Source organism: Rhodococcus sp. IEGM 1306 (assembly GCF_036541985.1).
GTDB lineage: Bacteria > Actinomycetota > Actinomycetes > Mycobacteriales > Mycobacteriaceae > Rhodococcus_F > Rhodococcus_F qingshengii.
In genome coordinates this window covers 634,672-651,714 of sequence record NZ_JAZHFF010000001.1, presented here as the reverse complement: position 1 = coordinate 651,714, position 17,043 = coordinate 634,672, and the positions used below count along the sequence as shown (strand labels likewise).

General features: G+C 62.8%; 13 protein-coding genes and 1 riboswitch. Of the genes, 4 read left to right on the top strand and 9 right to left on the bottom strand.

Annotated elements, in window-relative coordinates:
• Position 1: 1 nt before the first annotated feature.
• Positions 2 to 1,246: a DUF6986 family protein gene (locus V3587_RS03280; protein WP_030535270.1), complete on the bottom strand. Its 1,245-nt coding sequence runs from the start codon at positions 1,244 to 1,246 to the stop codon at positions 2 to 4.
• 62 nt (positions 1,247 to 1,308) lie between these two features.
• Complete coding sequence (locus tag V3587_RS03275) at positions 1,309 to 3,336, bottom strand: CocE/NonD family hydrolase (RefSeq protein ID WP_054188923.1); 2,028 nt, start codon at positions 3,334 to 3,336, stop codon at positions 1,309 to 1,311.
• A gap of 92 nt (positions 3,337 to 3,428) precedes the next feature.
• On the opposite strand from V3587_RS03275, the gene V3587_RS03270 reads away from it, so the two are divergent.
• The 3 genes from V3587_RS03270 to V3587_RS03260 all read left to right on the top strand — a co-directional run bounded on the left by V3587_RS03270 (position 3,429) and on the right by V3587_RS03260 (position 6,951).
• Positions 3,429 to 4,400 (top strand): pseudouridine synthase, encoded by a 972-nt coding sequence (locus V3587_RS03270; RefSeq protein ID WP_051649588.1) that lies wholly within the window; start codon positions 3,429 to 3,431, stop codon positions 4,398 to 4,400.
• A 75-nt stretch (positions 4,401 to 4,475) separates the two neighbouring features.
• A complete protein-coding gene (locus V3587_RS03265) occupies positions 4,476 to 6,011 on the top strand; it encodes a CYTH and CHAD domain-containing protein (RefSeq protein WP_030535267.1) in 1,536 nt (511 codons plus the stop codon).
• A gap of 49 nt (positions 6,012 to 6,060) precedes the next feature.
• Positions 6,061 to 6,951 carry a universal stress protein gene (locus V3587_RS03260; protein WP_054188924.1) on the top strand — a complete coding sequence of 297 codons (891 nt, stop codon included), beginning with the start codon at positions 6,061 to 6,063 and terminating at the stop codon, positions 6,949 to 6,951.
• Between the two features lie 54 nt (positions 6,952 to 7,005).
• Here V3587_RS03260 and V3587_RS03255 read toward each other — a convergent pair whose 3' ends face one another.
• Positions 7,006 to 7,746 carry a VIT1/CCC1 transporter family protein gene (locus tag V3587_RS03255; RefSeq protein ID WP_007733901.1) on the bottom strand — a complete coding sequence of 247 codons (741 nt, stop codon included), beginning with the start codon at positions 7,744 to 7,746 and terminating at the stop codon, positions 7,006 to 7,008.
• A 131-nt stretch (positions 7,747 to 7,877) separates the two neighbouring features.
• Between V3587_RS03255 and V3587_RS03250 the strand changes: the two genes are divergently transcribed.
• The gene (locus tag V3587_RS03250; protein WP_030535265.1) at positions 7,878 to 8,636 is read left to right on the top strand and encodes an SDR family NAD(P)-dependent oxidoreductase; all 759 of its coding nucleotides are present in this window, start codon (positions 7,878 to 7,880) and stop codon (positions 8,634 to 8,636) included.
• A 3-nt stretch (positions 8,637 to 8,639) separates the two neighbouring features.
• Here V3587_RS03250 and V3587_RS03245 read toward each other — a convergent pair whose 3' ends face one another.
• The 6 genes from V3587_RS03245 to V3587_RS03220 form a co-directional block, all read right to left on the bottom strand.
• Positions 8,640 to 9,272: a TetR family transcriptional regulator gene (locus tag V3587_RS03245; RefSeq protein ID WP_007733896.1), complete on the bottom strand. Its 633-nt coding sequence runs from the start codon at positions 9,270 to 9,272 to the stop codon at positions 8,640 to 8,642.
• 114 nt (positions 9,273 to 9,386) lie between these two features.
• Positions 9,387 to 10,763, bottom strand: a complete 1,377-nt coding sequence (gene ftsW / locus V3587_RS03240; protein WP_064687643.1) for a putative lipid II flippase FtsW — start codon at positions 10,761 to 10,763, stop codon at positions 9,387 to 9,389.
• A 224-nt stretch (positions 10,764 to 10,987) separates the two neighbouring features.
• Positions 10,988 to 12,349 (bottom strand): MFS transporter, encoded by a 1,362-nt coding sequence (locus V3587_RS03235; protein ID WP_211921066.1) that lies wholly within the window; start codon positions 12,347 to 12,349, stop codon positions 10,988 to 10,990.
• Positions 12,350 to 12,418: 69 nt separating this feature from the next.
• Positions 12,419 to 13,813: an NtaA/DmoA family FMN-dependent monooxygenase gene (locus tag V3587_RS03230; protein ID WP_003939710.1), complete on the bottom strand. Its 1,395-nt coding sequence runs from the start codon at positions 13,811 to 13,813 to the stop codon at positions 12,419 to 12,421.
• A gap of 29 nt (positions 13,814 to 13,842) precedes the next feature.
• Complete coding sequence (locus V3587_RS03225; RefSeq protein WP_073512769.1) at positions 13,843 to 14,922, bottom strand: LLM class flavin-dependent oxidoreductase; 1,080 nt, start codon at positions 14,920 to 14,922, stop codon at positions 13,843 to 13,845.
• Between the two features lie 4 nt (positions 14,923 to 14,926).
• A riboswitch (SAM riboswitch) is annotated at positions 14,927 to 15,022 on the bottom strand.
• Between the two features lie 179 nt (positions 15,023 to 15,201).
• Positions 15,202 to 16,830 carry an ABC transporter substrate-binding protein gene (locus V3587_RS03220; protein ID WP_283376116.1) on the bottom strand — a complete coding sequence of 543 codons (1,629 nt, stop codon included), beginning with the start codon at positions 16,828 to 16,830 and terminating at the stop codon, positions 15,202 to 15,204.
• Positions 16,831 to 17,043 lie beyond the last annotated feature (213 nt).

Genomic DNA, 17,043 nt, shown 5'->3' with positions numbered 1-17,043 from the left:
GTCAGTGTTCTCCTGTGATCGGTGTGGTGCGTCCTACGAGGTGACGGAGTGCGTTGGTGTCGGCGCTCGGGGCGAGCCGGAGAACTTCGGATTCCGGATAAGCCCCCGCGTCGAGCCCGCGCAGTACCACCGCTGCGAGCGCCTGGGCGGTTGCAGGTTCGTCCATCACGTCGCCACCTTGGCGCCCCAAGTACGACTGGATGCGCGGGGCAGCGGCGCCGAGCGCGTTGCGATAGAAGCCGAACGTGGCGAGCCAGCGGGTGACCAGATGCCCAGGGTGCATGTCCCACCCCTGGTAGTAACCGCGTTCCAGGGACCGCGTGACGAGGCGATGGTGCCGAGTGATCGCGTCGCGGATCGCCGTGGCGCTCCCGATAGGCGCGACCTGAGTCGACCCGTCGCACACCCAGACGCCGGTCTGCGCGGCAGCAGCCAACATGACAGCCTTTGCGTGGTCTGCCACCGGATGTTCGAGCGACTGATGACGCGATGCAATTCCGCAAGCTGCACTGTAATCGTAAGTGCCGTAATGCAAACCGGTCAGACGACCGGCACCGCGATGGATGGCCTGAGCAACTGCCACCGTTCCGTCGGCCGCGATGACCGCCTGCGGGCTCTCGATCTGCAACTCGAACCGAAGCGAACCGAGCTCGAGTCCGTGCGCCTTCTCCAGCTCTTCGCAGAGCAACACCGTCGCCGTGACCTGCTCCACCGCGCGCAGTTTGGGAACGGTGAAGACAAATCCGTCCGGCACTCTGCCGGCCGCGTCGAGCACAAGCTCGAGCGTCCTGATCGAGCGCCGACGCTCACCGGCCGGCAACCCCTTGAACCTGATTCCACTCCAGTTCGGCCCGGCAGGATCAGCGCTGAGCGCGGCAAGCGTCTGTCCGGCCGACGTCGCTGCATCGTCTTCTTCTTCGTCGCTGCGGCGTCCGTACCCGTCCTCGAAATCGATCCGAAAGTCTTGGACCGGCTTGCGGCCGAGTTGAACTCGCACATCAGCGAGCGCATTCTCCGTGTCGAGATCGGCGAACACATGAGCATGGGAATCGAGAAGCGCGATCGCCTGCTCACCCCAGAGTCGAGGGGTGTCGACGGTTGCATCCGCGGCACTGACGTAAATCGTGTGCACGGGTTGGATCTCGTCACGGTTTCCCGGGTACTGCGCCGCGAGCCGCTCGTCCACCGGATCCAGAAGTCCGTCCAGACGATCGTGGACGGCGGCGGAGAGTCGGGATTCTGTCATCGGACGATCTTCTCAGAACGTCCGCGAGCCCGCAGGTTCTCACGCCGCCGATCCAATCCGAGTCAGCGGCCCCCGACGAACGGAACGTTGACGAAGCTCGGCCGGTCTGCAGCCAACTCGATGTGCTGCGGTTTGAGTTGGCTGTCGGCGAGCATCGGGCCGAGCGCCAGGTATCGCGGCACGCTGGCAGCGTAGACGTCGACGCGGAGCCGGTGCCCCGGTTGCAGCACTGCGTCCGTCGGGAGCATGTTGATGTCGACGGTGGTGACCTCACCGGGAACCACCGGCTGACGCGTGTCGATCGTCAGATAGTGGTGCGGTTCACTGTAGTCACCGTTGGCCGAGCGAGTGCTCTTCGAATCGTCGACTGCCCGCAGCGACGCAGTCAGAGCGCCGTTCGTGATCGGTGTCGATGTTCCGTCCGGTGCTACGTCGTTGACCGTCGCTGCCCAGAATCCGTCCGTCGCGTCCAGGACGGTCTCGAGGTGGACGTTGATCGGGCCCGAGAGTGAGGTCGGCTCCGTCACTGCCTCACCGGTGAACGTCAGGCCCTCCGCTTCCTGGAATCGGGAATCCTTGGAACACGTCGCACCGAGCACCACGGAGATCCCGGCAGTTCCCTGAGTTCCGTCACCGGAGCAGAAGCCTCGCAGTCCTGGTGCGACTGTCAATCGCGCTGCGGCACTGGGCGGGTCATTCGTCAGCGAACCGTCGTGCGCTGCGTGGGCGGCAGTACCGCTGGGCGCAGAGTTCAGATACATACGTTCGTAGCTCGCACCGGCTCGCGGGAACTGATCGTCCGTGATCCATCCGCCGCCTTGCTGGAACATCGTCACCGGACCGTAACGATCGATTCCGTTGTCGATGCCCTTGAGCCACTTGTCGAACCACGCACGTTCGAGCACGTCGAGGCGCGGCGGCGCACCGTCCTTGCCGAATCCTCCACCGGGAGTGACGTGATAGCCGTTCCCCATGATCAACTGCTTCTGCCCGGGCGGCAGATCGATTCCGTTGTAGATCCGCGGCTCACTGTTGGCGAAGATGTCGTGCCAACCGCCGTAGACCATCGTCGGAACGGCGATGTTGCCGACGTCAGCGGCTCGGTCCTGATAGAACTGCCCGTCTTGCGCGACTTGCAGAGTCGACGGTGACACGTCCTCGATTCTCTGAGCCGTCATCGCTTGCACCAGTTCGGGAATCAGCGTACCGGGATCCTCGAGGCGGCTCGCCAACCACAGGGGATCGAAGTTTCCTTGCAGGATGTCCTGAACGTTCGGGATGAGTTTGAGCCCGTTGACCGCGGTCAACCACAACGGCATGAACCCGACTCCGAGGCCGCCACCGGTTCCGACGATGTCGCGCAGCAGATCGTTGCCAGGTTCGACCGGGAAGATCGCCTTCAGTGCAGATGGATTGTTGCTCGCCGCCTGCACCGAGTTGATCGCGGAGTACGAGATGCCCGCCATCCCTACTTTCCCGTCGGACCACCCCTGCTTGCTCATCCAGTCGATGACCTCGACCGAATCCTGTTGCTCGCGCTTACCGAGCACGTCCCAATTACCTTGGGAGAAGCCGGTTCCACGTGCGTCGACCACTACCTGCGTGTATCCGTTCTGGACCAGATCACGGTTGACGCCGAGAACCCTGGCGCCTCCGCCGGCGATGACGCCCGTCAACTCCGACACGCCGTCGAACGGCGCCGCGAGGTCGAGCGAGTTCGCAACGTCCATCAGCGTCTCACCGACCTGCGGGATCGACAGAGCTGAATCCACCAGTGTGTCCAGCAGTTTCGTGTACGGCGTGATGTTGAGGACCGAAGGCGTCTTCGATTCCACGGCCCGCCCGGATGCATCCGCCGGTCGGTACACATTCGCTTGCAGAACTGTGCCGTCACTCATCGTGATGGGCACGTCCCACTCGATGGAGACCCCCGGATACTGCGGCGTCGCCTCCGTTGCCGCGAGCCAGGCCTGCCCGTCCGACCCTCCCGTCGGATCCGCAGAAGCGACGGCGCTCGGCACCGTCAATCCCACGACGCACAGCCCCACCGCAATCGTTGTCGACCTTCGACGTAGAAGTCGTGTCCTCACGAAAACCCCAATTTTCTGTTGTGATGACCCAGCCCTGCCCCCACGACAGTGACCGGTGTCACGAACTTACCGGATAGTAACTTCCGTCCCATATGTCGTCAATAGGTCTGAATGCCGACCGGACGGCTAGCTTTGAAGATGTGTCACGATCACCGCTTCCCGTCCGCGACGGCCTGAACCCCAGTCGCATCCGTCAGCCAGACGACGGCATGTGGACGACGACGCTCGACTACCTGCTCGAACGGTTCCCCCAGGACGCCGTCCGATTGCGGGAGAAGGTCGCAGCCGGGGAGGTCGTCGACGAGAAGGGTGTCGGAATCACCGAGACGAGCGCTTTTGCTCCCCGGCGGTTCGTCTACCTGTACCGCGACCCTCCCGTCGAAACGCGGGTGCCGTTCGAGATCGACATCCTTTATCGGGACGAAAACATCCTGGTCGTGGACAAGCCGCACTTTCTCGCGAGCACGCCCCGCGGGCGATACATCGCCGAATCGGCCTTGGTGCGGTTGCGTCGAGATCTCGATTTGCCGGAGTTGAGTCCAGCGCATCGCCTCGACCGCGTCACGGCGGGACTGCTGCTGTTCACCGTGCATCAGTCGGCCCGGCGCGGCTATCAGACCATGTTCGCCGAGCGCCGCGTCGCCAAGGAATACGAGGCCATCGCGCGTTACGACGCGCAGGTGAGCACTCCCGTGGTCGTGCGCAGTCGCATCGTGAAAGAACGCGGCGTGCTCAAGGCCGCGGAGATCGAGGGCGAACCCAACAGCGAGTCGCGGATCGAACTGATCGAAACGCGAGACGGCTTCGCGCGGTACCGGTTGATTCCCCATACCGGCAAGACCCATCAACTTCGCCTGCACATGACCTCGCTCGGGCTACCGATCCACGGCGACAACTTCTATCCCGACTTCTACGACGTTGCCGCAGAGGATTATTCGAACCCGCTGCGCCTGCTGTCGAAGGTTCTCGAGTTCGAGGATCCCACGACCGGCCGGCTGCAACGGTTCGAAAGTCGGCGGACCCTGTCCTGGCCGGACGAATCAGGCAGTGGCGACTCGCCGTAGGGACCCCGGACCCTTCCACTGCGCCTCCGATACCGGGAGGATGGAAGCGCAGACCGCACCGCAAGAGGAGACCAGATGAGCAAGACCGCCGTCGTACCCGAAGCCGTACGGGAGATCGAGCGCAAGTACGAGGCGCCGGCCGAGCAGGAAGTTCCCGCCTTGGGCGGACTTCCCGGTGTTGTCGGCGAACCGGTCCACGACTCGATACAGCTCTCTGCCACCTACTTCGACACCGCGGACTACCGGTTGCTGGCCGAGAAGATCACGCTGCGCAAGCGTGAGGGTGGCGACGACGCGGGGTGGCACATGAAACTTCCCGCAGGCCAGGACGCTCGAACCGAAATCCAACTTCCCCCGGACGAGAGCACCGATGTGCCCTCGCCGCTGTCGAGTCTGATCCGGGCGATCATTCGCGGTCACGATCTGGTGCCGGTCGCCCTGATCATCACCGATCGGGAGCGCACCAGGCTCAACGGCGAAAACGGTGTGCTGCTTGCCGAAGTGGTCTCCGACACCGTCATCGCCTGCAAGGCAGACGGTTCCGGAGAGTCGACGTGGCAGGAAGTCGAGGTCGAACAAGGCGCAGGCGGGCAAGAGCTGGCCGATGCAATCGAGTCGGTTCTACTGGACGCCGGGCTGGAGCGCTCTGCGAGTCCGTCCAAACTCAAACGAGCACTGGGCACGTCGGTCACACCGTACGCCGGTCACGAGGTCACCTCGGGCAAGGCGTCGAATCCGCGGATTCTGTTGCGTAATTACCTCATCGAACAATTGCGCGCACTGGTCGCCGCGGATCTCGGCACGCGTCGGGCCGACGACGAAGCCGTTCACGACTTCCGGGTTGCGGCACGTCGCATCCGCAGCGCTCTGCAGTCGTACGCCGGCCACTCCCCCAAGACCGACGATCTCATCACGGATCTGCGGTGGATCGGTGGAAAGTTCGGTGACGCCCGCGACGTCGAGGTCCAGTGGGAGCGTCTTGTGGAACGCCTCGGCGAAATCGACGAGATGCCCGAGCGAGAAGCTGTGCGAGCTCGAATCGACGAGTTCTTCTCTGCACGTGGTGAAACCGCCCAGGAAACAGCCCTCGAGGCGCTCGATTCCGAGCGATACACCACGCTGCTCGATCGCCTCGACGAGTACGTCGGCGACCTCGAATTCGACACCGCCACCCACCGCGTCGGAAAGAAGGCATCGGCACGAGAGTTGGCCCATACCCTGCGGCACCTGGCACACAAGGTCGGTAAGCGGGTCGATCACGTCTTCGATGCCGATAGCCGCACCGAGCGTGACGAGCGAATGCACCGCGCCCGCAAGGGAGCCAAGCGGATGAAGTACGCGATCGAGGTCATGGAACCCGTGTCGAAGAGCCGAGCGAAGCGTGCACTGAAGCATTTCAGCCACTTCCAGGATGTTCTCGGCGAGCACCAGGATTCCGTTGTCGCCCAACATCATCTACTTGCAATGGCAGCCGAGCAGGAGCATACCTCGCTCACCAGTTTCGGATTGGGCATGGCCTACCGACGAGAACTGGAAATAGCCGACGGGCAATCGACCCTGCTACGCAAGACGTGGAAGGAAGCCGTGAAGTCAGCATCGTCACTCTGGTGACGTCGCTGTAACCAGTCGACCGATCTCGATCATTTCAGAGGGAGTAGACATGAACACACTTGCAGGACACCAGGATATCGTCGCCGGTATCGACGGATCCGAGGCCTCGACGGCGGCGGCCCGGTGGGCGGCCTCCGTCGCGAACGCGGTGAACTCACGGCTGATTCTGGCGCACGCCCTGCCGCAAGAGGGCCCGATCTACAGTCCCGCTGCGGTGATGTTGCAGTCACAGTTCCTCAGCCAGATCCGCGAAGACGGCGAAGCGATCGTCGAGGCCGCCGCCACGGTGATTTCGGCCGAATTCCCCGGACTGACCATCGAATCCGAGATCGCGCCAGGGCCGGCGTCGACGCATATCCTCGAATCCTCGGGTACCGCACGCCTGATCGTGATGGGGTCGACCGGATCGGGTGCACTGCGCTCACGGCTGCTCGGATCGACCGCACTGAAGGTGGCCAATCATGCAACCTGTCCGGTCACCGTGTGGCGTGGTTCGGCGGAGAATCCCGGTCCGGATCAGCGTCCCGTCATCGTCGGAGTCGACGGAAGCGCGTTGAGCAAGAAGGCCGTCGAGTACGCGTTTCGTTATGCCGATCAGTTCGACGCGCCGCTCATCGCGGTCCACACCTGGCAGGGTTCGTCCACCTTCCGCGAAGGCGGAGCGGGAATCCTGATCGACTGGGAGGCTGTCGAGCAGGAGGAATCGGCGCTACTGGCGGAAAATCTAGCCGGTATGGCCGACCAGTACCCGGACGTGCCGGTCACCCGCATCAGTGAACCCGGTGCCGCTGCTCCCGTCATGCTCAAATACGCCGACGACGCACAGTTGATAGTTGTCGGAAGTCACGGCCGCAGTGCGATGGCGGGCGCCGTGATGGGCTCCACCAGCCAGAATCTGCTGCACCATGCGCCAGGGCCGGTCATGATCTGTCGCGCCTGAATTGCTGTGCGCCTTTATTAACCCCCCGCGGTTAAGAAAGGCGCACAGCAGGGGTCAGGCGAGACCCGTGCCCACCAACTGACCTACTCCGTACGTCACGGCCATCGCCAGCGCGCCGCCGATCACCACGCGTAGCACCGCTCTGGTCTTGCGAGCTCCGCCGAGCGTCGCGCTGATCGTCCCGGTCAGCGCAAGTGCGATCAGCACCGCGAAAAATGCGATAGGGACGCGGATGCCTGTCGGCGGCACCAGAATTGCGACCAACGGGATCGCCGCGCCGATCGTGAACGAGATTGCCGACGAAATCGCCGCGTGCCACGGATTGGTGAGATCGTCTGGATCGATACCCAATTCGACTTCTACGTGCGCCGCGAAGGCGTCGTGCTCGGTTAATTCTTCGGCGACGCGGCGGGCCGTCTCCGGACTCAATCCCTTGTTCTCGTAGATCTCGGTCAGTTCCTGAAGTTCAGCCTCCGGGGTCTCGAGGAGTTCCTTCTTCTCCTTCTGCAGGAGTGCGCGTTCGGTATCCCGCTGAGCGCTGACCGAGACGTACTCGCCCAACGCCATGGACACAGCGCCGGCAACCAGTCCAGCAAAACCTGCTGTGAAGATCGCGGAGCGCTCGGTCGTGGCTGCCGCAACACCGACCACGAGACCTGCGGTCGAGACGATTCCGTCGTTTGCACCCAGAACACCTGCACGCAGCCAGTTGAGGCGATTGTTCAAACTCGGTGCGTGAGGTTCCGATTCCCCACCGGGCGCCCCGTCGGTCAACTGCACACTGTCTCCGGACATGGCAACAGATTAGGACGATCAGTCCGGTTGCGATAGCAATCTGAGCCTGTCCTTCGCGCACTGATATATTCCGATTGGCACCCCAACCAAGCATTTGTTAGGTTTGAAATCGGCAGACATCTGGAGGCATTGTGAGCGCAGTACGCACCGCTTTTGTCAGCGGCGGAACCGGTGGAATCGGGTCGGCGATCGCCCTGACCCTTGCCGAACGCGGACACGACGTCGCCTTCACCTACCGAAACAACAAGGGCGCTGCCGAGCAACTGAGCGAGCAGATTCGAGCGCATGGCGTGCGCGCCCACTCGTACGCTCTCGACTTGACCGACGAGTTGTCGATCAGCGCCGCCGTCAACGATGCGGTCGATGATCTGGGCACATTGACGACGCTGGTCCACGCTGCGGGACCGCACGTCCCGATGACGCACCTCTCACGTGTGACGCCGGCGTTCTTCACCGAACAACTCAACCAGGAGGCCGCGGCGTTCTTCACCCTCGTCCACACCGCCCTGCCTGCGCTGCGTGCATCCTCGGGTTCGGTGGTGGCGGTGACAACCGCGGCAACGGATCGCTTTCCCGTGCGCGACGGACTCTCCGCTGGCACCAAAGGGGCTGTCGAACAACTTGTTCGCGGATTCGCCGCAGAGGAAGGACGCTACGGCGTCCGGTTCAACGCTGTAGGACCAGGCATGTTGACGGACGGAATGGCGGAGCGCCTGATCAGCTCCGCCGAACTCGACCAAGGCGCGCTCGACGTGACGATGAGCCGAATCCCGTTGAAGCGCTTCGGATCAGCTGCCGACATCGCCGAAGCAGTATGTTTCCTCGCAAGCGACGCGGCCGGATTCATCAGCGGTCAGAAGCTCAACGTCGACGGTGGCTACACCGTCTGAGCGCTATCCGCCCAACTTGCGAAAGACCAGTCGCACGGCAAGTTCCAGGTGCGCCATCACCTCGTCCGTCGTCATCCGGCCCGCAACCCACGAGACGAGACTCGACATCCAGACGTCGTCGATCACCTTCACCGCGTCCAACTGCTGCTGCGAGACTTCCTCGACACCGATCGCCTTCGCGAACATCTCGGTCACGACCCCACCGAGCGCGTTGAGTTCCGGGGTCGCCGACGCGTCCGCGAACATGTACGCCCGAACCAACGCTTCGTAACGGAGGTGATCGGTCTCGAGGACCTCCGTATTCTTGCGCAGCACAAACAGAATCCGGTCCGACGGAGTCTCGCCCGGGATTACAAAGTCTTGGAATCTGTCACGCAAACCCTCGAACATCCACAACAATGCGACGACAAGCATGTGGTTCTTGGACGGGAAATACCGGTAAACAGTGCCGATCGCGACGCCGGCGCGATCGGCCACCGATCGCATCTGCACCGCGTCGTAGCCGCCTTCGGAGGCGGATTCCATTGCGGCGTCGACAATCCGGCGAAAACGCGCTCGCTGCGACGGCGTCGTACGACGTCCGGTCACCGAGCTACGTTCGACCACCGACTGGTCTGCCTTGTCGCCACCTGCCATGTCCACAACCCTTATTAGACGTCGTTTTGCCGACTCCCAATGTAGCCGCCCAACGCAATTGTCGGGTGCATGACTGCCCGCTTCCGAACTGCCCGCCAGTGGAACTGGCCCAGATCAGGAAGCGCGCCGCGGCCGATCGGATCGGCCGCGTCTACGTGGATCTTCCGACCAGTCGCGAGAGGGTGCGCGTCGGCCCGGAGCTGGAGTCCGGCGTCTGTCGGGTTGTGGTGCCCGTCGTTCCGGTCGGCGTTGCCCAGTTGGAGCAGGCTGGGCGCGGCGAGCTGGCGGCCTCCGTCGATCGGTCTGTGGCTTCTTGGCAATGCCGAACCGAGGCTTGCCGAAGACCAGCGGTATCCAACCGCGACCGCTGCTCTCGGCCGAGGCGACAGCCTCGGGCTCACGGAAGGCTGCGTGCGCGATGAGCCCGAACATCAGCAGGGTGGTGATCATCGACGTTCCGCCCGCCGAGATGAGCGGTAGTTGCAGACCGGTCACCGGAATCAGGCCGACGACGTAGGCGATGTTGATGAACGCCTGCACGACGATCAACGTCGTTGCCGTCGCTGTCATGACTTTGAGGAACGGATCAGTGGACCGTTTCGCGATCCGCAGCCCGACGATCAGAACCGCGGCAAAGAGAGCGACGACGATCAGCGCGCCGACCAGACCCAACTCTTCACCGATCACGGCAAAAATGAAGTCGTTGTGCGCCTGCGGGAGATAGCTCCATTTGGCGTCGGACTGTCCTAGACCGCGCCCGAAGATGCCTCCGTTCGCCAGTGCGTACTTGGCCTGAGTGCTCTGGAAGTTCAAACCCTGCGGGTCGAGATCAGGATTGAGGAAAGCCTTGATGCGATCCGAGCGGTAACCAGCAGTAAGCCCGAGCACGAGAAATGCGACTGCGGAACCGAGTGTGAGGCTGATGAATGTCTTCATCCGGAACAGCCCGAACCACAGCACCGACATGAAGATGATGCCGATGGTGATGGTGGTTCCGAGGTCCTTCTCCAACACCACCAGAACCAGAACCAGCAACGTCGTACCGCCGATCACCGGCAGCGCGCGGTTGACGTCCATCCGCGCCTTCATGAACGACGCAACCGTCGCTGCGGACCAGATCGCCAGAGCAAGTTTGGCCAGCTCCGACGGCTGGAAGGAAATGCCCGCGATCACGAACCAGCTGCGAGCACCCATCTGTTCCGAGCCGATACCTGGAATCAGCACCAGGACAAGCAGAACAAGACACAGGATCAGCAGCCATGGTGAGGCTCTACGCATCGTTTCGGTCGGCAACCGCACGACCGCCACGAACATCACCAAACCGATCGCTGCGAACATGCACTGCGGCCAGAAGCGGGCGTAGGACGTCCCGGACAGAACATAGGATTCGACGCCCGAAGACGACAGCACCATCAGCAGTCCGAACGCGACGATCAGCACGACCAGACCGACGATCATATGGAAATCGAACAGTGGCCGATTCGTCCACATCGCCGTTCGAGCGCGGAAGGGTGTCGATGTGCGGTCACGTTTGTCCGACGCTCCACGGGGTGAGTTAACTGGCTCTCCACTCCCGCGACCGTTGGGCTTGTCTTCACTGCGACCGGTCACCACACAAGTATCGTCCCACGACTCCTAACCCATGGGTAACACAAGTCCCATGAGTCACACGGGCTCGGCCTCCCGAGGTCCATGTAGACCCACGAAATACCAGGTCACGTCCTTCGCCGGCGTCGGTCTGCCACCGCTCCCGCCAACGAGAGCGTCAACATGACCACGCAGACGGCAAGCGCGATCCCGAACGCACGTCCGTATCCGTCGGGCGACGATCCGAGCACACCGAGATACAACCCCGATACCGCGGCCAGCGAGATGGTCGCTGACAGGCGCTGAGACAGTTGAAGGAAACCCGCCGCAACACCGTTCGCGCCCGGCGGTGCATATTCGAGAGTCAGCACCCGATTGGGCGCGTCGACCAAACCGCTGGCAACTCCCGACAACACCGCCAGGACCACCAGCACCGGGATCAGATGTTCCCGCGGAATCAGATTGACCGCTGCGATGTAGCCGAGGATGACAAGGATCTCGCCGACGATGGCAAAAACCACCGCACTTCGGCCGAACCTGGCAACCAGCCGCCATCCGAAAGCCGACGTCAATGCCATCGCGAGTGAGCTACCGGTCATGATCAACGCCGCACTCAGCGGGGCGAAGCCCAAACCCTCGATCAGATAGAGGCTGAGCACCGCGTTGACGGCGAGGATGGATCCGAACCAGAAGAGTGCAACCGTCGTACCCAACCGGAAGCCCCGCGAGGCGATCAACGACGGAAGCAGCACCGGCGTCCCGCCGCGCTCGGCGTACCGACGTTCCCAGAACCAGAAGGCAACGGCAGCGCCGAACGCACCGATCAGGAAAGCCGCAGCCACAGTGACACTGGTTCGGGTCACGATGGGCCACAACAGGAGCCCGGTCGTAGTCGCCAGCAGACACAGCCCAACCGGATCGATCGATGCGCCCGATCGGGTAGTTCGATCACGGCGCAGAAAGCGAAACGCCAAAATCAGAGTGATCACGGCAAACGGCACGTTGAGAACGAGAAGCAACCGCCATCCGAAGTCGGCGTCGGAATACTTCAGCAGTACGCCACCGAGGATCGGTCCGGAAACGCCGGCCAGACCACCCGCGGTGCTGTACGCGCCCAACGCCTTCGCCCGAGCCTTTCCGGACACCCGGTCGGTGATGATTCCGAGCACCTGCGAACTGATGGTGCCTGCGCCGATCCCTTGCCCCAGCCGGGCCAACACGATCATCGACGGATCCGACGCACACGCTCCGAGGATTCCCATCACCGCGAAGATGCTCAGGCCCGCCAAGAACAAGCGTCGACGCCCGACGACGTCACCGAGTCGGCCCGCCGGCACCAGGGCCAAGCCGAAAGTCAGCGAATAGCTCGCAAGGATCCACTGCACCTCCGAGGTCGACGCGTCCAGCGACGCCCGGATCGACGGAACCCCGATTCCGAGCACCGCCGAATCGAGAAGGGTGGTGAAACCCGCAGCTACGCAGACGACGATTTCCCAGCGGACGGCCGAACCGAGCTTGGTGGATTCGGCCGTCGCTGTGACTTTGTGGGACAGGACCCGTTACCCCGCAGCTTCAGACGTGGCCCGACGCGTGAGCGGCGGTCGCAACCCCAAGTGCTCTCGCAGCGTCGACGTGGAGTACTCGGTGCGGTACGCCCCACGCTCCTGCAGTTCCGGGATCAACCAGTCGACGATCTCGTCGAGCCCGGTCGGCACCAGGTACGGCGAGATGTTGAAGCCGTCCGAAGCTCCGTTGCGCACCCAATGGACCAACTGATCTGCGACCTGCCCCGGAGTGCCCGCAAAACCCGAACGCTGCGAGGTCTCGATAGCGACCTGACGTAGGGACAGATTCTTTGCCTCGGCAAGAGCACGCCATTCACGTGCGATCGCAATGGGGTCGTTGCCGTCCCGCGCGGAACCGCGCGTCTCCGAAACCGGGCGGGCAACCGGATCTTCCTCGGGGAGTGGACCGTCGGGGTCTCGATCGGAAAGGTCCTTACCCCACACCAGTCCGACGAGAGAGAGGGCAGTCTGACCGGTGAACTGGCCTTCGAGGACCCACCGTGCCTTCTCCTCGACTTCGGACTCGTTCTCCGCCAACACGATCTGCGTGCTGGGCAAGATCTTGACGTCGTCCTCCGGTCGCCCGGCTTTACGCAACCGAGCCCGAATGTCGTCGGCGAAGTCGAGCGCGCCGTCGAAATGAGTCCCGTGTCGCGAGAAGATGACGTCGGCATGGGTCGCCGCGAAATCGCGTCCACTCGGGGAATCACCCGCTTGGAAGATGACCGGATGCCCCTGGCGGCTTCGGGGAAGCGTCGGCGTCACGGAGATGTCGAACTGTGAAGTCTGCCTGCGCACGTCGCCGACGGCACCCGGAGTAGACCAGTTCTCGGACGTGCGAGAATCCGAGATCGCGTCGTCGGCCCACGAATCCCACAGTGCCCGCGCGGTTTCGATGAACTGCCCGGCACGCTCGTAGCGCAGGGAGTGGTCGAGGAAACCACCGCGACGGAAGTTCTCTCCCGTCCACGCGTTGTCGGTGGTCACCGCATTCCAGCCGGCCCGTCCGTCGGAAAGTAGGTCGAGGCCGGAGAGTCGACGCGCAAGGTCGGCCGGTTCGTTGTACGTGGTGTTCTGTGTCGCGACCAACCCGATCTTGTCGGTGATACCGGCGAGGGCGGCCAACTGCGCAATGGCGTCGGGGCGGCCGGCGATATCCAGATCGAGAATCTTGCCGTTCTGTTCACGAAGCCGCAGGCCTTCACCGAGGAAGAAGGCGTCGAACAGACCTCGCTCGGCGGTGAGTACCAACCGCCGAAACGTCTCGAAGTCGATCTGGGATCCGCTCGCGGAATCGGACCAGATGGTGGTGTGGTTGACCCCCTGGAAGAAGACACCGAAGTGAACGTGAGCGTCGGGTCGAGGTACGGCGGAGCGTGATGCAGTCATGGCCGAAATATCCTTAGCGCGAAGTCAAGTCAGGAGGAGTGGGCGAATCGATTTGCGGGCCGCTGCAGACCGAGGTTGCCCCTCAGGGTCGATCCCGGAACCGGGCGTCGCGTCAACCCGGCCTTGGACAGCGTCGGAAGCACGAATTTGGCCAGCACCGGAAGGTCCTCGTCGATCACGAGAGCATGGAAATGAACACCGTCGAGGTGTCCGGCCAATTCCTTCAGAACCACGGCCGCTTCCCCCGGATCTGCAGCCAGGAGCAGTCGGCCGGTGACGACGGCATTCCCGTACGAGTTCAGCTCGGTCCTCCGCTGCGCCGCAGACAGATTCGGCGTATCGAATGCCACATCGACCTCGGCGAACACCAATGACGCGCCCTCATCGCGCGCCTTGGCAGCCGACTGTGCAATGGTCTCCACCGAATCACCGGAAACGAGAACAACATCCGGCTGGCGTGGATCGATTTCGCCGTAGCGGCCGAACACCACCAACTGGCCTTGAGGCGGCCGCGGAACGATTGCCGGCCCCTTCACCGAGAACGTGTCGCCCTCGAAATTGACGTAATGCAGACGATCACGTTCGAGGAAACGCCCACTGAGATAGTCACGAACGACGGCGTCGTCCTCCCACGAGTCCCAGAGATCGGTCACAACGGTGACCGAATCCCGCTGCTCTTGCTGACGCGCCGACTCCGTTGTTACCGGAGCCCTCCCCCACGCCCTCGCCGCGGCATCGTCTTCGACCGGAACAGCAAGCCAGCCGCCACGCCCACGCGAGGAGTAGTCCAACGTCGCCAATTGCGAGGACGTATGAAACGGTTCGGCGTACGTGGTCCCGACGACGGGGACCAGCCCGATCGTGCTGGTTGTCGCCGCCACGTACGACGCCCTCGAGACGGCATCGATGCGGCCGACGACGTCACCACTCGGGGGGAGGATGGAATCGTCGAACGTCGCGAACGTGAAGCCGGCATTCTCGGCAGCCGCGACGCGATCGCGCACGGCTTTGCCCGTGAGCAGCTGGTCCGGGCGGTGTGAGCTTCGGCGCCAGGCAGCGGGGTGAGTGCCCTCGCCGTCCAGTTCGATACCCACGGCAAATACAGTCATGTGTCCTCCATCGGTCCTGGCGGTAGCACCCACACTGCGGTTAGGTAGCGGGTTGCTGCGGCATCATCGAGCCAGGTCTCTCAGCCACTCTGGATGGTGGATGCAATCTATGCGGGCCACGCTGGGCAAGTCAAATCACGCTTGTCGAATCACATTGACCTACAACATATTTCAATACAATCATCCTGATCGAAAGGGTTGCGCAACGCTAGCCGACGTAGACACGAAAGAGCCCCGCCCGACTCGCGTCGGACGGGGCTCTCGGTGTGCGCTGGAACGCTACTTCGCGCCCATCCATGCCTGATCGAACAGCATGATGCCGGTTGCAGTCGGAACCACACCGTGCACGTTCTTCTGCCAAGCCCAGAACGACGTGAGCCCGCCGATCGGCGCCGACGGAACCGTCTCGTTCCACAGCGTCTGAATCTTGCCGATGATCGCCAGGGTCGACGAATTGTCCTTGGCCTGTTGTAGATCTGCGATCAGTTGATCCATCGCCGGGTTCGCATATCCAGCAGTATTCGCCATCGAGGTGCTGTTGGTCGTGGAGAACAATCCGAGATCGAGAATCGACTCGTACATTCCGATGCCCGCGTGCGCGAGGTCGAAATCGTGCTTGACGTAGACGTTCTGCACGATGTCGCCGGCGTTGTTGGCCAAGATCAAGTTCACCTCGAACCCGACGGCCTGCAACAGTGACTGCACGGCGAGGCCGATCGCGTGGTCCTTCGGCTCACTGAGAACGACGTAGTCGAGGCTGCCGTCGTACCCGTCTGCCTTTGCCTGATTCAGAAGTTCCTTCGACTTTTCGGGGTCGTAGGCAATACCCGGTGTTTCTACATGCCATTGCGACGTCGGACCGAACAACTCCGAGCCCGGCAGTCCCTCACCGTTTTCCACTCGCTGATCGATCAACGTGGTGTCCAGCGCGTAGCCGATGGCCTGGCGAACGCGAACATCCGAGCCCGGTCGGCCTTCACGGTTGTTGACGATCTCGGCACTGCCGGCATTGAGCACGTCGATGTAGCCGGGGTAACCAGCGGACTTGGCGGAATTGATCGCCGACGTGAGGCCGCGAATGTAGGCGACATCGAGCTGACCGCTGTTCAATGATTCGAGATTGGCCTGCGGGCCATTGAGCGCAACCATCCGCAACTTGTCCAGCTTGGGAGCGCCGCCGTAGTAGGACGGGTTGGCCTTGAAGATTCGCTCGACGCTCGGTGTGAAGACATCTTCGGTGAAAGGTCCGGCTCCGACGGCGGTGAACTTGTCGCCTTGCTGCGAACTCGGGGCGACGATCATCCCGTGCCCGAGTGCGAGCATCGACGGAAAGCGCATCCACGGCGTCTTCAGCTTGAATTCCACCGTCGTCGGACCGCTTGCCTGCGCCGATTCCACCGAAGCCAGCCACAGTTCGGCGCCATTGCCCTTGCCCGCGTTGTACCGATCGATGCTCGCGATCACGGCGTTGGCGTCGAGGGTGGTGCCGTCACTGAACTTCACACCGTCGCGAAGTTTCAGCGTCCAGGTGGCTCCGTCGTCGGCTGTCTCGAGCGATTCAGCCAACTTGGGCTCGAACTCGCCGCTCGCAGTGTCGTAACTCATCAGGACGTCGTACACAGCAGCGAAGGCCTCACCGCCGGAACCGCCGCGAGCGGCCGTCTTCGTCGGGTCGAGTGAGGGAACGAGCACCTGTACGCCGTACGTCATGGTCCCGCCGGCCACCGCAGTTCCCGGATCGGGCTGCTCGTTGACCATGCCGGTCACGACGTCCGCCGACGCGGTCGTCGTATCGGTCCCGCTGTCGTCACCGTTGCTCGCGCAGCCCACCAACAGAACCCCGGTGCCGAACAATGCGACGGCGACCCGGCTGACTTTCCCGATAGGCCAAGATCTCGAGTGCGACACGGAGATTCCACCTCACTTCCAGTAGACGCGGCCAGGGATCGGCCGCAACCGGCTAATAGTGAGGTTCTTGACGGAGTGACGCGCAGTACGTTCCCGGTGACCGGAATCATTCACGGAGACAAAGGATGCGCATAACTGAGATGATCGGGCCGAGTGGTTGACGGCGACTGACATCCGAATACGAAAAAGCTCCAACCTTATGTTCGAAGAACA